This is a genomic window from Micromonospora sp. RL09-050-HVF-A, from assembly GCF_019374995.1.
Classification (GTDB): domain Bacteria; phylum Actinomycetota; class Actinomycetes; order Mycobacteriales; family Micromonosporaceae; genus Micromonospora; species Micromonospora antibiotica.
Genome location: NZ_JAGKQP010000002.1, coordinates 2645108 through 2663278 on the forward strand (window position 1 = coordinate 2645108; position 18171 = coordinate 2663278).

Below are 18171 nucleotides of genomic sequence, written 5' to 3' on the forward strand. Positions count from 1 at the left end.
CTCACTTCATGGACCGAGGAACGCACCGCTCAGCCTACTTGAATAAGCCGCGTCACCTTCCTACCGAACTAAACCCTTCAAGCGAACCCCTTCCCATTTCTGACTCAGGTCTTCTGCGCGACTTACTGATTGTAAATGCTGCTCCCCGGTCAAACTCAGTCGAAGTACCGCGTACCTTTGCGTCCAGTCAGCCGAGACGGAGGAAAAATCGTCACCTTCGCCCCGCGGATAGAGGAGGAGCTTTTCCAACAACGCTAGGGTCGAGTTCAGGTAGGCGAAAGCAGTAACACGGCTGCCAGGTTCTAGTGACTGCGCCAGGTCCAATTCGCGCTGTCCCCGTTCATAGTATGACCGCCAAGCCTGATCCTGAATTGCAGCAAGATTTTCGGCTCTATTTATCAAAATCGTTCCGTAAGTCGTTCGCGTGTAGGCATCCTCGTAGAGAGATACGGATCGCCCCGCGAAGGACTCAGCACGAGCCCAATCAAGCTTTGACTTGGCATAAATAGCACGCTGCTCCCAATAGCGCCCATTCCAATCACCAAATACTGGCCGCAGAGCCTCATAAAACGAATCCAAATCCTCTCCAGGAAATGTCTTCTGTAGATTTTTGCCAGTCATCAGGTGTGCGACTAAGAGAGGAACACGATTCCTCTTCTGCAGGCTTGCCCGGCTAGCCATAGGAGCGAGTCGCTGGATAAATCCTAAGACCTTACTAAGAGCCACAGATCGCCCAAGCTTATTAATGACGGGCTCGATAGCACGATCTCGCTGCCTGGCGAGCAGCCGCCCCTCTACGCTCTCCACCAGCGCAGAAAAATGTTCTTCCGAATCTACTGCGGAACCGACTAGATCCGCCGATATTCCGAGAGCGACCGACGCATCCACTAGGCCCACCGGGCGATTTACTTGAGCAGCCAGACCCAATAACAATATGAGATCCAAGCGCCAACCAACATCGACGGCGTTCAGTTCGTTTTCTAAGCGCCTCCTGAAGCCAAGAGAATACTCAACATCCATCATCGACGAGAAGATGTCTCGCCCCATGAAGTTCTTTTGACGTTCTCCTCTATCCTTCAGCTCAAGCGATCCAAGACGGCCGAATTTTTCCAAAACCTTGACCACAGAGGAGGCACCAGCTCGCACGAGGCGATTTGGCACATTGGTGACATCCTTGAAATATGAACCAGTCAGCCGCCCTTCAAGCCGAAGCACATTGCTAAATGTCTCAGAAACCACGATATAAAGACGCGCTCCAGCATCAACAGCGAGCTTTAGGGTGCGGTCAACGTCATCCGCAAAGTCGCGTCCACCATCTAGTAACAGGAGCGTCGGACGCTGCCGCGCGAGGTCCACCATCAACTCGACGTCCCAACGCGATGACTTATCGAAAATATAGGGATCAACGTGCATTTTAGTAGCTTCCCGGGCAACAGCATAAAGTCCAGATGATGTTCCGGTCAGCCTCTCCCCATAGACAATATGAAGCGTTTGGTCCTTCTCAGAACCTTCTGCCTCTAGCGCCCAACTTCGTACGCCAGATACCACGGACGCCATCCAATCAAGCCCCGCGATATGTCCAACTACTGCGTCTGACCACAGAGGAGCATCTCCGCCGAAGTAATCATGTCCGCTGGGCGGAGGATTAAAGACATTCGTCTGCAGCTTAGAAAATTGAGGAATGGACAACGCATGCGATTGCCTCAAAGCATGAAGTTCGCCTTCTGTAAGCCCAAATGAGCTACGCCAGGCATCGATAAAATCGTAAGGCATTTCTTTAACGACTCTGAAACCGAGCCCTTCGAGTTCCCACTTGTTATCCGAAGAAATGCACGGATCCACAACAAAGGAGGGCGCAAGACCTCGCGGTGGGTTGTTCATCAGCAGTGCTTCGATGTCCGGATCTTCCAACATTTTGGCACCGATCACCACAAAAGGCTCAGAGCCAACAACTCCAGACAGCACCTGATCCCATACGGGGTGGGCTTGTGCCGCCGTCTGATACTCGGAGAATGAGAATACTAGCTTGCTTGGATTTAACCCATGCACATGTCCATGCAGATGCACTACTTGCAAGTCTCCAGTGTCCGAATAGGCATCCTGCCAATCAATTATACTGAGTTTTCTATCTGACTTACCCGCCCGGGATCGATAGGAATTTTCGAAGGCGTCATCGATGTTCAGTGTCCAGACACGCCTCCAGGGCAACTGGGTCATTTCCACGAACCACGGATCATGACTTGCCCCGGAGAAGATCCTCTTTAGCGTCCCCCAGACGTGCTCCGTAGAAGAAACTTTAACGGCTCGCTGATAAGCGCGAGTCAAAGTTCCTTTCGAGTTAATGGGGGCGCTTGGGTATTCTTCTGCCAAGATCTCCACGAGACCACTAGCTAAAGGCAGCGGACCGAAGGAGTTCACGGCACCGACACTGGCACCCGCGCCTAAGAGAAGCTGATATCTCCCTGAGCGGGCAGCGTCTCTCGCCACGCCGCTTTCCTTCTTGCTCAATCCCAATAGGTGCACGAAGTCTATTGTGCACTATCATGTGCGGCGAGAGAAGCCGAAGACGATTCCTACTCAACTGCCACCAATCCGGCAGCTAAGGTACAGATCTACTGGCGGCTGGCCCGCACATTGCCGTGTTGCTCTCTGTTAGAGGACGTCTCAGGTGGCGAGTTTGAGGTAGCGCTTGTGGCAGGTCACGGCGGCGGCGAGGGTGACGAATGCGCAGTACAGGCTGGGGTCGCGTTCGTAACGGATGGTCAGACGGCGGTAGCCGGTGAACCAGGCGAAGGTCCTCTCGATCACCCACCGGTGCCGGCCAAGGCGGTCCGGGGACTCGATGCCCCGGCGGGCGATGCGGGGTCGGATGCCACGTTGGCGCAGCATGCGCCGCAGGTGGGGGTAGTCGTAGCCCTTGTCAGCGTGCAGCTTTTCGGGGCGTCGGCGGCGGGGTCCGCGTCGGGACTTGACGGCGGGAATGGCCTGGACCAGGGATTCCAGCCAGCGGCTGTCGTGGGTGTTCGCCGCCGACACCCCCACCGACAGCGGCAGTCCGCCACGCTCGGACAAGGCGTGGATCTTGCTGCCAGGCTTGCCCCGGTCGACCGGACTCGGACCGGTCAGCAGACCCCCCTTTTCGCCCGCACGTAGGCGGCATCGGCGGTTGCCCTGGACCAGTCGATCAGTCCTTGCGCGCCCAACTGGTCCAAGGCTGCGATATGCAGCCGGCGCCACAGGCCGGCGGCCGTCCACGCCGTGAACCGACGGTGCACGGTGGCCCGGGACACCCCGAATCCGGGCGGGAGATGCCGCCACGCGCAGCCGGTGGTCAGGACGTACACGATCGTCGCGAACACCGCCCGCGCGTCCAGGGGCGGTGTGCCCCTACCCTGCCGACGCCGAGGCGGGACCAAGGGGTCCACCAGATCCCACAACTCGTCAGGCACCCACTGCTGGACCAACCGCTTGTCCACAATAGGAGTGATTTACCACGAAGATCACCCGACCGCCACCCGAGACGCGCTCTTATTCGCGCAAAGTTCTGACTACTAACGGTCATAATGTAGTGCGGTCGTGCTCAATGTGGAGCACGACCAGCTCGGCGGCGACGATCTTGCCGATCCCCCAGGGGTTGAGGCTGACGTTACGCAGCGCTTGAAGGTCATTTTGAGCAGCGAGTTGCCGCGTTCGCCGATGGCGAGCAGCTGTTGTGGGCCTTGTTGAGCTGCCGCTGAACAAGATTGAGCCTGCCGTTCTTCGGCTTCTTGAACGCGACGGTGATCGCACTGGACTCGCCTTCGGTAGCCCAGATTGCCGAGGGAGCGCAGGCCGGAGCCTGCACTGGTGAGGGCGGGCAGGATCTCGGGCGTGGGCTTGGTCACGACATGACAGAGAACGGGTTCCAGCATGGGTGCCGCAGCGGACGCGTTCGGTGGTGAGCAGTGCGGCGAGTACGTCCACGATGTTCGCGTACCTGCAGGACGGCGGTGTATGTGACACTCATCGTCGGCGCAGGACTTCCATGAAGTTGAGCTGTAGGAGCCCACCTTCCTATCGAGGTTCTGCGCCGCTTCTACGTAGCCCGTGGCCATCCGGCGCGTCTCGGACTTTCTACGCGTCTTGCCCACTTCAGACAGCAACCGCAACGTTGCGCGGAATGGCTCAGTTGCCCATAGCCCCGCGTCCTTCTTGAACGGCGTGAACAACAGCTTGCCAGTCGAACTCTGCCAAGAATGGGGTGATGTTAACACCATTTATAGCGAGAAGTTGGGAGCTGGAATTGTGTGCAGGGTGCCGCGCAAGCTGCGCATTCACGTTCGGGAAGGCATAGATCGGCAGCCCTGCACCGAGCGCCTGATTGAGGATGCCGAGGGCAACATTGTCGTTGAGCCCGAGTGCCCACTTGTTCATGACATTGAAAGTGGCTGGCGCGACCACGACCACGTCGGCCGCTGGATGAGGCTCCGGGTCACCGGGCTGCCGCCACTCGACCCGGACTGGGTACCCGGTCTGTCGCGCCAGGGCCTCCCGGTCGATCCAGGTTGCGGCGGTGGGCGTGGCGGTGACACACACCGTCCACCCGCCACTGATCAGTAGGTCGATGAGTTCAGCGATCCGCAGGGCGGGTGGTGCCGCAGCGACGATGAGGGCCAAGACTGGCTTGTCACTCACACCAGCACTCCCGCCCGTTCCGCCAGCGGTCGAAGCCCTGGTGTCGCAGCTTTCCGCTCCTTCGACAGCAGGTCGACCAACAGCATGCGCGCCTGGATGTTGGTGTGAACGGTCTCGGGGGCGACCCGTTCTGCTTCGAGGAGGTGGAGTGTCGCGGCCGACCTGTCTGCCGTGCCCATCGTGGCAGCGGCAGCAAGGTCGACATGCACCTGGGCTCGCCGGCCGACCAGCACCACAGGAAGGCGAGAGGTCTCCAGTCGGGTTCCGATTTCCACAGCCCGCTCCGGCAATTCTGCGCGGACCGCAGCCGAGACGGCGTGAATGGTGACATTCGTCGGCCCGAACCCGGTCCAGAGACGGTTGCCGTCTGACCCGAGTTGCGTCGCAAGCTCTGCCGCCTCGCTGAGATGGCACCCGGCTGCCTTCGTGTCCCGGCGGCCGGCAGCCATCACGGCGGCCAGGAGGAGCAGCGCGCCATGCGCGGAAAGGAGGTCCGGACTGACGTTCGTCTGTTGGGTGCAGAGATTGTCAACGGTGGTCTGCACAACCTGCTCCGCATCACCCGTCCGTCCGGGCAGACGAAGAAGTGCGCACGCTGCCTGATAGGCGGCGACTGCTGCCAATGGACGATCACCCCCGAGGCCGGCAGCGGTGGAGGCGCGATCGGCGGCCAGCAGGGCAGCATGGCCATCTCCGACCTTGACGGCAAGCTTCGAGGCAGCGAGGTAGGCAGCCGCGAGCAATCGGAGCGCCTGGGCGCGATCACCCCCGGGCGCGTGAATCGCCAGCTCGGTGGCCTGGCCGAGCAGCTCCGGCAGGAGCCGAGCCGCCGAGCTGTAGCTTGCGCGCTGGTAAAGATGGTGGACTCTGCCGACGTCCCGCCGTACCTCGGCGACGGCACGCACCTGCTCTGTCTGGTGTACCGGAACGTAGTTGCCGAGAAACGCCCGTAGGCCGGTCAGGAGTTCCGTTCGGGCCGTTTCGGGGGATGGAGCCGGGTTTCCGTTTCCCATGATCTGACCTCGCGGGGGCGCTACCGAGACGTCGACGAGCATCTCGTCGAGCTGTTCGAGCGTAACCCGCATTGCCGCAGCGATCCGACTTCGATGCCAGGGCTGCGGGTCCGTCTCAGCGCTCTCCCAACGGACCACGGTAGACCGCTCCACGCCCAGCAACTCGGCCAACCGCTCCTGACTGAGGCCAAGCGCCTTACGTCGCTGGCAGAGCCGATGTCGCTTCAGAGCCACCCCACGAACTCCCTTCACCTGCCGTCACTGTAGTAACCATCTGTCGATTTCGCGGGTACGCAGATGCCACATTGATGCGTCAATTCGGCTCCTCGGGTGCTGTGGTTGCTGGTCCGGCTCCCCTCGACGCTGGGATGCATGACCCGGGGCGGGTGCCGGGCTCCGGGGTGGTGTCGACCCGAACGACACGACCTCGTCCCCGCCCGCCCCGGTGTCCGTCCACCTTCCGCGACGCACAGGGGCGCAGACACGATGACCACCAGGGCAGACATCCCCGACGGGGACCGGCCACCCGGCGACGGCCAGCCGGGGCAGGACACCTGCGGCATGACACCGGCCGAGATCGTCCGCCGCTGGTTGCATCTGGTGACGGCGGATGCGGAGCTGTCGCCGTACCTCGTGGGGGTGGATCGGGTTCGGCTGGCCGCGCACCTGACGGCGAGCGTGACCGCCGCGCTCGCCGGGGAACCGGCGGACGCCTGGGGTGGGCTGGGCCTGTCCGAGGAGCAGCACCGGCGCATCGGTGACTACCTGGTCGGGGTGTGCTGGGCGGCGGACCTGCCCGACGAACGGATCGCCCAGGTGCGCCGGGCGGTGGCCCCGGAGATCCCCGGCTGACACTGCGGCCAGCCCGGACCGGACGTTCGCCCGGTCCTCCTCACGGGGTACCGCAGCGCGCCCGCCCGGTTCGGCGCGCTCGCCGCCGAGACGGTGCCCGTACACCCCGGTCGACGGCCACCGCACCGACGCCGTCCGCGTCGCTCAGGAGCGGGCGAGCCTGCGCAGCAGCGAATCCGCGCCCAGCGGGTACGCCCCATGCCGGCGTACCCCGTCGGCGACCTCCCGGTCGGAGGAGACCACCACCACCGGGCGGCCGGGCGGCTCGGCCCGGACCAGCCGACGGATCAGCTCGTCTGCGGTCTCGCCCTTGCGGGAGAAGAGCACCCGCACCCCGCGCGGGGTGGGCGGCAGGCCGTGCATCCGCTCCGCCCCGTCGAAGACCACCGTCACCTCGTCACCGGTCTGCGCGGCGATCCCGCCGAGCCCGGTGATCAGCCGTTTGCGCTGCTGCTCCAGGGACATCTCACCGAACCCGCGCTTGGTGACGTTGTAACCGTCGACGACCAGGTGCGCCCGGGGCAGGGCGAGCAGTTGGTCCAGGCGGGCCGGGTCGTCGGTGTCCCGGGCGCGGGTGGCCGGCCCGCTCTGGGCGGTGACCGGGGCGTCGGTGAAGGCGTCGGCCACGAAGTCGGCGGGGAGCTTGTCCACCGGGTCCAGGGCCAGTTCCCGGCGCAGCCCCACGGCGGCCTGGCCGATCGTCTCCAGCAGCAGCCACAGCCGGGCGTCGTCGACCGAGCGGGCCTCCTTGGCGCTGGCCTTGGCCACCCCGGCCGCCGCCTCGGCCTCGGCCAGCCGGGCCCGCGCCCGGCGCAGCTCGGCGTCGCTGTCGGCGGCAGCCCGGGTGGCCCGGCCGCGTTCGGTGGCGAGCAGTTCGTTGGCCCGGCGTTCCCGGGTCTGGGTCTCCCGCAGGCTGCGCTGGAGCTGCCGGGACTCCTCCCGGAGCTGGCCCAGCTCCTCGCGGACCCGGGCCAGTTCGTCGCGGAGCTTCTCCGCCTCCACCCGGGCCACCGCCCGGTCGTGCTCGGCCCGGGTGGCCCGCTGCTCGGCCTCCCGGACCAGCTCGGCGACGACCGCGCTGTCCGCCTCGGCACGGACCGCCGCGCCGCTGGCGTCGATCAGCTCCCGCCAGCCCCGGGGTCGGACCAGGTAGGCCAGGGCGGCCACCTCGACCGGGTCGGCGGCGGCCGGCGCGGTGCCCTCGACCACGGCCGCGCCGAGGTCACCGGCGTCGGCCAGCACCCGGGCGGTGACCCGCTGCCGGAACAGCGGGTCGGCGGTGAGCTGGGCGGCGATGACCGAACCACCGAGCCGGGCCCGGCGGTTCGGGGCGAACTTCGCCACCCGGCGCAGCGGCACCGGCACCTCGTCGGCGGGCAGACCGGGCAGGACGGCGGCGGTGAGCGCCACGATCCGCTGCCGGACCGGCTCGGGCAGGGTGGGCTCCGGCTCCGGCAGACCAGTCTCGGACTCGGGCAGGATGGGCTCAGGCTCCGGCAGGATGGGCTCGGGCTCGGGCGCCCCGCACCCGAGTCCCCGCCGGCCTCGGGCGCGGCGACGGACGACCCCTCCTCCGGGAGGTGGTCGTCGTACGGCTCGGTGAGGGGCATGGGGCAAGTCTCCCACCGCGACCGGGCCCACCGCCGGATGAGTGAGCCGATCTCTCATCCTATGCCGGCAGGGGCCCCTGGGGCTGCGGTGACGGGAGTGTCGCACCGAACGGTTAGCCTGCCGCCCGTGGCACCTGGGGAGTACGTCCAGCAGACCCTGGCCGGCCTGGACCAGTCGGCCGGCGGCGTCGATCCGGCCCTGCCGTTGTATGCGACGACGTTCGTGGTGGTCGACCTGGAGACCACCGGCGGCTCACCCGACGGCGGGGGCATCACCGAGATCGGCGCGGTCAAGGTGCGCGGCGGCGAGGAGCTGGGGGTGCTCGCCACCCTGGTCAACCCGGGGGTGCCGATCCCGCCGTTCATCACCGTGCTGACCGGCATCACCCAGGCCATGCTGGTCCCCGCCCCGCCGATAGCGCAGGTGCTGCCGAGCTTCCTGGAGTTCATCGCCGACGCCGTGCTGGTGGCCCACAACGCGCCCTACGATGTCGGGTTCCTCAAGGCCGCCTGCGCGAAGCACGGCTACCGCTGGCCCAACCCCCGGGTGCTGGACACGGCGGCGCTGGCCCGCCGGGTGCTCAGCCGCGACGAGGTGCCCAACCGCAAGCTGGGCACCCTGGCCGCCTACTTCCGCACCACCACCCAACCCACCCACCGGGCGCTGGACGACGCCAAGGCGACGGTGGACGTGCTGCACGGGCTGATCGCCCGGCTCGGCGGGCACCGGGTCGACACGGTCGGCGAGGCGATCGAGTTCGCCCGGGCGGTCACCCCCACCCAGCGGCGCAAGCGGCACCTGGCCGACGGGCTGCCCAAGGCACCCGGGGTCTACATCTTCCGGGCCGCCGACGACCGGCCGCTCTACGTGGGCACCTCCGGCGACATCGCCACCCGGGTCCGCAGCTACTTCACCGCCGCCGAGAAGCGGGCCCGGATGTCGGAGATGCTGGCCGCCGCCGAGCGGGTGGAGGCGGTCGAGTGCGCCCACCCGCTGGAGGCGGAGGTGCGCGAGCTGCGCCTGATCGCCGCGCACGCGCCGCCGTACAACCGGCGGTCGAAGTATCCGGAACGGATGGTGTGGCTCAAGCTCACCGGCGGGCCGTACCCCCGGTTGTCGGTGGTGCGCGGCCTGGCCCCCGGTGACACCGCCTACCTGGGTCCGTTCCGCTCCACCCGGGCCGCCGAGCTGGCCGCCGCCGGGTTCCACGACGCGGTGCCGCTGCGCCAGTGCACGCACAGGCTCTCACTGCGCACGGTCACACCGGCCTGCGCGCTGGCCGAGCTGGGCCGCTGCCCGGCACCCTGCGAGCACCGGATCACCCCGCAGGAGTACGACGACCGCGCCGTCGCGCCGTTCCGCACCGCCACCACCAGTGACCCGCAGGTGGTGGTGGACGCCCTGCTGGCCCGGATCGAGGCGCTGTCGACGGCGCAGCGCTACGAGGAGGCGGCGGTGGTGCGGTCCCGGCTGGCGGCGGTGCTGCGGGCCGCCGTCCGGATGCAGCGGCTGGCCGCGTTGACCCGGATCGCCGAGGTGGCCGCCGCCCGACCCGCCACCGGGGGTGGCTGGGAGCTGGCGCTGGTCCGGTACGGGCGGCTCGCCGGTGCCGGGGTTTCCCCGCCGGGTGTCCATCCGCGACCGACGATCACCGCGATCCGGGCCACCGCCGAGACGGTGGAACCGGGTGGGCACGGGCCGGTGCCCCGGGCCACCGCCGAGGAGACCGAGCGGATCCTGTCCTGGTTGGAGCGACCGGAGACCCGGCTGGTGGAGATGACGTCCGTTTGGTCGTCCCCGGTGGCCGGCGCGGGGCGGTTCCGTGACCTGCTGGTCAAGGCTGAGGGCGGCGGGTCCCACCAACTCTCGACCGAACGCCCATGAGCAAGTGACCGATCGGACGACCTCGCCTCGCTTAGTCTGTTAAGGGAGTGCAGTCCTGCCCGTTTCGTGGGCCTGCTTCCGGTTGCCGGTGACGGTGACCGTGGAGCCGGGGTGAGGAGGTGTCCCACGTGGACGTCGACGCCGGACACGGCGCCGCCCTGGGGGGTGCGCTCCCGGCCCAGCCGGGTGAGTTGCCCCTGGCCCGGCGGCTCCGGTCCCTGTTGAGTTGGCCGGCCAACGACGCCGACCCGGTGACCCAGCTCGTCCGTACCCACCGCGGCATCCACTCCAGCGCGGACGCCTCGGTGCTGCGCCGGGCGTACACGATCGCCGAGAACATGCACCGCGGTCAGTTCCGCAAGAGCGGCGAGCCCTACATCACCCACCCGCTGGCGGTCGCCCAGATCTGTGCCGACCTCGGGATGGACACCACCACCCTGGTCGCGGCGCTGCTGCACGACACGGTGGAGGACACCCGCTACACCCTCCAGGCGCTCAGCGAGGACTTCGGCCACGAGGTGGCGCACCTGGTCGACGGGGTGACCAAGTTCGACAAGGCGTTCTACGGCAAGGCCGCCGAGGCGGAGACGATCCGCAAGATGATCATCGCGGCCGGCAAGGACGTCCGGGTGCTGATCATCAAGCTGGCCGACCGGCTGCACAACATGCGTACCCTCGGGGTCCGCTCGGCCGCCTCCCGGGAGCGGATCGCCCGCAAGACCCAGGAGGTCCTGGTCCCGCTCTGCGACCGGCTCGGCATCCAGACCCTCAAGCGTGACCTGGACGACGTGGTGCTGCTGCACCTGGAGCCCGACGAGCACGCCCGGCTGGCCCGGCACGTGCACGACCGGCCCGGCTGGGACGCCTACCTCGACGACGTGGTGGCCCAGGCCAAGGTGGCGCTGCGCCGCAGCCGGGTGGACGCCGAGGTGAGCGTTCGCCCCCGGCACCTCTACTCGATCTGGAAGGACACCGTGGCCGGCGGGCACGCCCAGCCGTACGACCTGCCCCGGATCGTGATCGTGGTCGACGGCCCGGCCACCGACTGTTACGCCGCCCTCGGCGCGGTGCACGGCCGCTGGCGGCCGGTCTCCGGCCGGTTCAAGGACTTCATCGCCTCCCCCAAGAACAACCTCTACCGCTCCCTGCACACCAGCGTCTGCGGCCCGCAGAACCGCACCGTCGAGGTGCTGATCCGCACCCGGGAGATGCACCGTTGCGCCGAGTACGGCGTGGCCGCCGACTTCCGCTTCCCCCGCGCCGCCACCGGGGCCAGCAACACCGACCAGCTCTCCTGGCTGCGCCGGGTGCTCGACTGGGAGCAGGAGGCCCCCGACCCGGCCCAGTTCCTCCAGTCGCTGCGGTGCGACCTGGCCGAGGCGCAGATCCAGGTGGTCGCCGACGGCCGGCAGGTGGTGCTCCCGGCCGGGGCCACCCCGATCGACCTGGCCTACGAGCTGGGCACCGAGCGGGGCGACCACTGCCTCGCCGCGCGGATCAACGGCCGGCTCGCCCCACTGGCGTCCGAACTGGACGAGGGCGACGTGGTGGAGATCTACTCGGAGAGCAGCGTCGCGAGCGGCTTCGAGGCGGACGTCGCCCCCCGGGGCCCCGCCGCGAGTGGCTCGACTTCGTCAAGTCGCCGCACGCGCAGATGCAGATCAGCCGCTGGTTCACCGAGCACGTCGAGCCGGGCATCTCCATCGCCGACAAGGTCCGCCTCGGCCGGGCCACCATCGGCCTGGCGCTGCGTACGCACAACCGGGGGCTGGCCAGCGACCTGCCGTTGCTGCGGCTGTCGGAGGAGCTCGGCTACCCCGACCTGGAGACCCTGTTGGTCGCGGTCTTCGACCGGGCGGTCGAACCGGACACCGTGGTCCGTCAGCTCATCGACCTGGTCGACCATCGACAGTGAGTCCCTGGCCGGGTGACCGGTCGCCCCGCACCCCACGGCAGCACGCCGACGGCCTAGCCTGGAGCGATGATCCTCCGTTCCCGCGCCACCGGCCGGGCCGTGGCGTACAAGGTCTTCTACCGGCTGCCGGTCTCGGTGCGGCGTCGCCTGGTCCGGCTCGCCGGGCCGAAGTACGTCGTCGGCGCGGTGACCCTGGTCCGGGACAGCGGGGCCGACGGCGCCGGCCGCCTGCTGCTGCTGCGCCAACCCCCCGGGCACAGTTGGACGCTGCCCGCCGGCCTGCTCCAACGCGGTGAGACCCCGGTCGTCGGCGCGGCCCGCGAACTGCACGAGGAGTCCGGGGTCCGGCTCGCCCCGGAGCAGCTCCGCCCGGCCGTGCCGAACGCCGTGGTGCACACCCGGGGTTGGGTGGACATGGTCTTCGAGGCGGAGGTGCCCGCCGCCACCACCACCCTGGCCGTCGACGGCGCGGAGGTCTTCGAGGCCGCCTGGCACCCGCTGGACGACCTGCCCCGGCTGAGCCGGGCCACCGCCAACCTGCTCGGCCACTACGGCATCGGGCCGCAGGCCGGCCAGCCGACGACGTGACCGCCCCGGACGGCCTGTGCGCGGTGGTGCTCGCCGCCGGTGAGGGCACCCGGCTGCGCCCGCTCACCGCCCGGGTGCCCAAGGCGCTCTGCCCGGTCGGCAACGTGCCGCTGCTGGACCGGGCCCTGCACCGGCTCGCCGGGCTGGGCCTGACCGGGCCCCGGCGGGTCGCGGTGAACGCCTGTTACCTGGCCGACCAGGTGGTGGCGCACGTCGGCGACCGGGCGCACCTGTCGGTGGAGCCGGGTGACCCGTTGGGCACCGCCGGTGGCCTGGGCAACCTGCGGGACTGGATCGCCGGTCGGGGGGTGCTGGTCGGCAACGCCGACGCCTACCTGGCCGATCCGGGGGCCGCCCCCGGCCCCGACATCGCGGCGCTGCTGGCCGGGTGGGACTTCCACTCCGTACGGCTGCTGGGTCGGCCGGCGCCCGACCCGCGCGCGCCCGGCACCTTCGACGGGCACGTCTTCACCGGCTTCTCCCTGCTGCCCTGGCACCGGGTGCGCGAGCTGCCGGCCAGCTTCGGTGACCTGGTCCGCGCGGTGTGGCGGCCGGCGGAGGCGGCCGGCGAGCTGACCGTGGTGCCGTACCCGGGCACGTTCTTCGACACCGGCACGCCCGCCGACTACCTGGCGGCCAACCTGCACGCCGCCGGCGACGACGCCCTGATCGCCCCGGACGCCACCGTCACCGGTCGGGTCCGGCACGCGGTGGTCGGCGCTTGCGCGGTGGTACGCGGCGACGTGGAGCGCGTGGTGGTCTGGCCCGGCGCGACGGTCGGCCCGGACGAACGGCTCCGCGACGCGATCCGGGCCGACGACGGGCTCTCCGTCGCCGCCCCACCAGGCGGACGTTGATCACCGGTGTCAGAATCACCAGCATGCAGCCCTCCGTGCCTCGGATCCCCCTGTCGGTCGGCTACCGGTCGAGCCGTACCGGTCGGGTCGTCTCGTTGCTGGTGCTGGGTGTCATCCTGACTATCGGTTGCGGTTGTGTCGGCGCCTTCATCGGCACCGGCATCAACGCGGCCGGCGGCAACGACACCTCGGGCAGCGCGGCGGTGCCGGCGATCGCCGCGCTGGTGTCGGCCGGGCTGGTCCTGCTCCTCATCGGCCTGCTGGTGACCAGCATCGTGCGCAGCGGCGCCTGGTTGGAGGGCAGCCGGCTCACCGTGGTCGGGCTCACCACGAAGAGCGTCGACCTGCGGGCCGCCCGGTCGGTGTCGCTGCACGCGGCGGCCGTCGCGCAGACCGGCGTCTCCAGTGACGGTTCGCTGGTCGCCACCGGCGCGGTCACCCGGACCCCGGTGCTCACCGTCACCGCCGACTCCGGCACCGTCAAGCTGGGGCTGCGCAGCAGGGAGAGCCTGCTCATCCCGCCGCCCGAGATGTACGCCCTGGCCGCCGCGCTGGACACCGCCCGCTGTCCCGGGGCGGCGGAGGCGGCCGCCTGGCTGCGCGCCATGGCCGCCGACCCGCGCACCATGCTGCTCTGACCGGCAGCCGGGTCCACCGGAGGGCCGCCCGCGGGCGGCGAGGGCGGCACTAGCATGGTCGACGACACCAGGCCGGCGTCGCGCCGGGCACGACGAACGGAGAATCGTCCAGTGATCACCGCGATCGTCCTGATCGACTGCGCCACCGACTCGATCCCCGAGGTGGCCGAGAACCTGGCCAACCTGCCCGGTGTCAGCGAGGTCTACTCGGTGGCCGGACACGTCGACCTGATCGCCATCGTCCGGGTCCGGGAGTTCGAGCAGATCGCCCAGGTCATCGCCGGCAGCATCTCCAAGGTGCCGGGGGTGCTCAACACCGAGTCGCACATCGCCTTCCGCGCGTACTCCCAGCACGACCTGGAGGAGGCGTTCGCGATCGGCCTGGCCAGCGCCGACTGACCGACGCCCGGACAGGCGACGGTGGCCGGCCCCTGGGGACCGGCCACCATCAGGTGGTACGAGAGGTCAGCTGTTGCCCGGAACGGGCGTCTCGGTGGTGCCGCCCGGTTCCGGCGACTCCGTGCCGCCGCCCGGGGTCGGGGACCCGGTCGTGCCACCCGGTGCCGGCGTACCGCTGCCACCCGGGCTCGCGGTGCCGCTGGCGCTGGTCTGCGGGACCGGGATGCCCAACTCCTGGGCCAGGGCCACCAGCGCGTCGTAGTGCGCCTGCAACACCGGCAGGGCGTCCTGCGCCAACTGGACCACCGACTGCTCGGAGCCCTGCGAGATCTCGGTCTGGGTGGCCTGGATGGCCTGCACGTGACCGGCCAGCTCAGCGGTCACCCAGGCCTTGTCGAACGCGGCGCCCTTGAGGCCGTTGAGCTTGTCGATCACCTTCTGCTGATCGGCTGTCGGCGCGTTCGGCAAGGTCACGTTCAGCTGCTGCGCGGTGCTCTGCACCGTCTGGTCGAGCTGGGTGTGATCCGTGACGAACTGCTGCCCCAACTGCTTGACCTGCTCGTTCTGCCCCTTCTTCTGGGCCAGGTTCCCGGTGACGATCTCCGCCAGGTTGACCTGGTGCACCGCCTGCAGGTACTGGGTGTCCTGCGCCGACGGTTGCGCGGCGGCCTGCGCGGCAGCCGCGGGTGCCAGGCCGACCACCGCCAGCGTGGCCAGCAGTCCCAGGCGTTTGATACCCAACATGTTTCCTCCCCGTTTTCGGTGGACCGCACGGATACCCGACTGGCGAGGGTTAATCCTGGCTTTCCACCCGTTGGGGTCCGGCCGCGCCGGCCCGCCGGCCGGAAAACGGACACCGCACCGCACGCCCCCACCGCACCGGAGCGGATACGGACGAGGCGGGCCGGGGATACGGACGAGGCGCCCGCCGGAATCCTCCGGCGGGCGCCTCGGTCGAGTGGTACGGGCAGGTCAGCGGCGGGAATCTCCGCTGCCGATCTCCTCCCGCTCCGGGCGGGGTTCCACCGGCGGGTGCCCCGGCGAGACCGGTGCCTCGACCGGCTTCTCGATCGGGTAGAAGAAGCCCCGGATCGCCGGGCCGAGCGCCCCGAGCCGGTTCATCTTCTTCGGCACCACCCAGCCGACGTAGTCCAACTCGCCGTGCCCGTGGCCGTCACCGGCGCTGAGCGGCTGGTGGACCTCCTCGAACCGGCCGTCGGGCAGGCGGCGGATGATGCCGGTCTCCACGCCGTGGGCCAGCACCTCCCGGTCGTGCTGCTGGAGCCCGAGGCAGATCCGGTAGGTGACGTAGTACGCCACCGGCGGGACGATCAGCAGGCCGATCCGGCCCGCCCAGGTCATCGCGTTCAGGCTGATGTGGAACTTGTCGGCGATCACGTCGTTCGCGCCGGAGAGGGTCAGCACGATGTAGAAGGCGACGGCCATCGCGCCCACCGCGGTCCGGGCCGGGACGTCCCGGGGCCGCTGGAGCAGGTTGTGGTGCCGGTAGTCCTTGAGCTGCCGGGCCTCCACGAACGGATAGAGCGTGGAGAGGCCGACCAGGATGCCGGGCAGGACGACCGTCGGCCAGAACAGCGGCGGGATGACGTACCCGTTGCCGATCGGGATGTTGATCTCCCAGGCCGGCATCAGTCGGGTCGAGCCGTCGAGGAACATGACGTACCAGTCGGGCTGGCTGGCGGCCGAGACCACCCACGCCTCGTACGGGCCGAAGTACCAGATCGGGTTGATCTGGAACAGGCCGCCCATCAGCGCGATCACGCCGAAGACGACCATGAAGAAGCCGCCCTGCTTGAGCGCGTAGCGGGGGAACATCCGCTCGCCGACCACGTTGTCGTTGGTCCGGCCGGGGCCGGGCCACTGGGTGTGCTTCTGCTTGAACACCAGGCCCAGGTGGGCGCTGATGAGCGCGACCAGCAGACCCGGGATGAGCAGCACGTGGGCGATGAAGAACCGGCTGATGATGATCTCACCGGGGAACTCACCGCCGAAGATCGACGAGGTGACCCAGGAGCCGATCACCGGGATCGACAGCATGATGCCGGAGGCGATCCGCAGGCCGGTGCCGGACAGGCCGTCGTCCGGCAGCGAGTAGCCGGAGAAACCGGCGAGGAAGCCGACCCAGAACAGCAGCGACCCGATGATCCAGTTGGTCTCCCGCGGCTTGCGGAACGCGCCGGTGAAGAAGACCCGCATCATGTGCACCACGATCGCGGCCATGAACAGCAGCGCGGACCAGTGGTGCATCTGCCGCATGATCAGGCCACCCCGGACATCGAACGAGATGTCCAGGCTGGAGGCGTACGCGGCGGACATCGGGGTGCCCCGCAGCGGGGCGTAACTGCCGTTGTAGACCACCTCGGTCATCGCCGGCTCGTAGAAGAAGGTCAGGAAGACGCCGGTCAGCAGCAGCACGACGAACGAGAAGAGCGCGATCTCGCCGAGCAGGAACGACCAGTGGTCCGGGAAGACCTTGTTGAGCAGCTTGCGCAACGGGGTGGCGACCTGGAAGCGGTCGTCCACTCCCCCGGCGGCCTTGCCCGGCACCGCTGCTACGTCAAACTTTCGGCGCTTCATGGCCGCTCCCAGAAGTCGGGGCCGACGGTTTCGGTGTAGTCGGACTTCGCCACGAAGAAGCCTTCCTCGTCCACCTCGATCGGCAGCTGGGGCAGCCGCCGGCTCGCCGGGCCGAAGACCGGACGGGCGTTGTCGGTGATCAGGAACTGGCTCTGGTGACACGGGCAGAGCAGCCGGTTGGTCTGCTGCTCGTACAGGCTCGCCGGGCAGCCGGCGTGCGTGCAGATCTTGGAGTACGCCGCGTAGTTGCCCCACATGTAGTCACCGTGACCGACCCGCGAGTTGGCCTGCCGGGACTTCTCCGCGTCGGACTCCCGCAGGTGGATCAGCAGCGTCGGCGAGTCGGCGTGCTTGTTGCTCACGCCGTGCTCGATGCCGGGGAAGACGGTCAGCTGACCACCGGTGCTGACGTCGGCGGGCCGGATCGGCCGGCCGTCCTCGCGGACCAGCCGGATCTTCTTGCCGTCGGCCGGCGCGAACCCGGTGGTGAACATCTGGTTGTTCTTGTGCGGGTTGGAGATCAGGCCACCGACCAGCGGGGCCGCCGCGACCGCACCGACCGGCAGCAGGCCGGCGACCAGCGAGACACCGAGCAGCGGACGACGCCGTACCCCCATCTCGTCGGCGAGGTAGAGCATCGTCTCGCCGGTGATCTTCCGGTCCTCCGCCGACCCGGGACCGTCGTGCCGGTCCTGGATCGAGACCTCCTTGGGCAGCAGCTTCTTGCCCCAGGTGAGGATGCCGAAGCCGATGCCGAGCAGGGCGACACCCAGGGTGAGGCCGAGCAGCGGGGTGTACCACTTGTCACCACCGCGACCCGGCTCGTACTCCCAGGGCCACCAGATGTAGACGACCAGGAATGCGGTGGCGGCCAGGCCGGTGAGCAGGAACATCGCCGCGACCGTACGGGTCAGCCGGCGCTCGGCCTTGCTGCCCGGGACGACCTGCTCCTCGTAGTGGACGATCTCGATGTCGTCCCGGCGGGCGCCCTCGGTGACGATGTCGAACCGGGAGAGCCGGGGGTCGTGGACGTCGAGCGGCTCCCGACCCTGCGGGGCGTGCTGCTCGGTCTGGGTGCTCATGCCGTCACCTCGCTACGGGCGGTGCCGGCGCACGGCACCACGGCAATGCTGTTGACGATC

General features: G+C 68.4%; 13 protein-coding genes and 2 pseudogenes. 7 read left to right on the plus strand and 8 right to left on the minus strand.

What is annotated here, in order from left to right:
* Positions 1-60: 60 nt before the first annotated feature.
* The 4 genes from J7462_RS11290 to J7462_RS11310 all read right to left on the minus strand — a co-directional run bounded on the left by J7462_RS11290 (position 61) and on the right by J7462_RS11310 (position 5921).
* On the minus strand, positions 61-2508 hold the full coding sequence (locus tag J7462_RS11290) for an SIR2 family protein (protein ID WP_219464025.1): 2448 nt from the start codon (positions 2506-2508) through the stop codon (positions 61-63).
* 156 nt (positions 2509-2664) lie between these two features.
* Positions 2665-3464, minus strand: a protein-coding gene (locus tag J7462_RS11295; protein WP_374197572.1) for an IS5 family transposase whose coding sequence is annotated in 2 segments (ribosomal slippage) — positions 2665-3132 and positions 3135-3464 — 798 coding nt in all. Because the reading frame shifts where the segments join, the coding sequence is not laid out codon by codon here.
* A gap of 700 nt (positions 3465-4164) precedes the next feature.
* Positions 4165-4674: a flavoprotein gene (locus J7462_RS11305; protein ID WP_219464026.1), complete on the minus strand. Its 510-nt coding sequence runs from the start codon at positions 4672-4674 to the stop codon at positions 4165-4167.
* Positions 4671-5921 carry a helix-turn-helix domain-containing protein gene (locus tag J7462_RS11310; protein WP_219464027.1) on the minus strand — a complete coding sequence of 417 codons (1251 nt, stop codon included), beginning with the start codon at positions 5919-5921 and terminating at the stop codon, positions 4671-4673. Before J7462_RS11310 ends, J7462_RS11305 begins: the two co-directional genes overlap by 4 nt.
* A gap of 252 nt (positions 5922-6173) precedes the next feature.
* Here J7462_RS11310 and J7462_RS11315 point away from each other — a divergent pair, with 252 nt between their 5' ends.
* A complete protein-coding gene (locus J7462_RS11315) occupies positions 6174-6539 on the plus strand; it encodes a hypothetical protein (RefSeq protein WP_255597680.1) in 366 nt (121 codons plus the stop codon).
* A gap of 144 nt (positions 6540-6683) precedes the next feature.
* On the opposite strand, the pseudogene J7462_RS11320 reads toward J7462_RS11315, so the two are convergent.
* Positions 6684-8149, minus strand: a pseudogene (locus J7462_RS11320) (NYN domain-containing protein).
* Positions 8150-8276: 127 nt separating this feature from the next.
* Here J7462_RS11320 and J7462_RS11325 point away from each other — a divergent pair.
* The 6 genes and pseudogenes from J7462_RS11325 (at position 8277) to J7462_RS11350 (ending at position 14431) form a co-directional block, all read left to right on the plus strand.
* Positions 8277-10034, plus strand: a complete 1758-nt coding sequence (locus J7462_RS11325) for a DEDD exonuclease domain-containing protein (protein WP_219464028.1) — start codon at positions 8277-8279, stop codon at positions 10032-10034.
* A 128-nt stretch (positions 10035-10162) separates the two neighbouring features.
* Positions 10163-11949, plus strand: a pseudogene (locus J7462_RS11330) (bifunctional (p)ppGpp synthetase/guanosine-3',5'-bis(diphosphate) 3'-pyrophosphohydrolase).
* 66 nt (positions 11950-12015) lie between these two features.
* Positions 12016-12537: an NUDIX hydrolase gene (locus J7462_RS11335; protein WP_208568712.1), complete on the plus strand. Its 522-nt coding sequence runs from the start codon at positions 12016-12018 to the stop codon at positions 12535-12537.
* A complete protein-coding gene (locus J7462_RS11340) occupies positions 12534-13394 on the plus strand; it encodes a sugar phosphate nucleotidyltransferase (protein WP_219464029.1) in 861 nt (286 codons plus the stop codon). Before J7462_RS11335 ends, J7462_RS11340 begins: the two co-directional genes overlap by 4 nt.
* 23 nt (positions 13395-13417) lie before the next feature.
* Positions 13418-14032 (plus strand): hypothetical protein, encoded by a 615-nt coding sequence (locus J7462_RS11345; RefSeq protein WP_219464030.1) that lies wholly within the window; start codon positions 13418-13420, stop codon positions 14030-14032.
* 111 nt (positions 14033-14143) lie between these two features.
* On the plus strand, positions 14144-14431 hold the full coding sequence (locus tag J7462_RS11350; RefSeq protein ID WP_208568715.1) for an Lrp/AsnC family transcriptional regulator: 288 nt from the start codon (positions 14144-14146) through the stop codon (positions 14429-14431).
* A 66-nt stretch (positions 14432-14497) separates the two neighbouring features.
* On the opposite strand, the gene J7462_RS11355 is transcribed toward J7462_RS11350, so the two are convergent.
* The 3 genes from J7462_RS11355 to J7462_RS11365 all read right to left on the minus strand — a co-directional run bounded on the left by J7462_RS11355 (position 14498) and on the right by J7462_RS11365 (position 18111).
* On the minus strand, positions 14498-15175 hold the full coding sequence (locus J7462_RS11355; protein WP_208568716.1) for a DUF4142 domain-containing protein: 678 nt from the start codon (positions 15173-15175) through the stop codon (positions 14498-14500).
* 228 nt (positions 15176-15403) lie between these two features.
* On the minus strand, positions 15404-17029 hold the full coding sequence (locus J7462_RS11360; protein WP_219464031.1) for a cytochrome bc complex cytochrome b subunit: 1626 nt from the start codon (positions 17027-17029) through the stop codon (positions 15404-15406).
* A complete protein-coding gene (locus J7462_RS11365) occupies positions 17026-18111 on the minus strand; it encodes a ubiquinol-cytochrome c reductase iron-sulfur subunit (RefSeq protein WP_208568718.1) in 1086 nt (361 codons plus the stop codon). The genes J7462_RS11360 and J7462_RS11365 overlap by 4 nt, the downstream gene beginning before the upstream one ends.
* Positions 18112-18171: the final 60 nt, after the last annotated feature.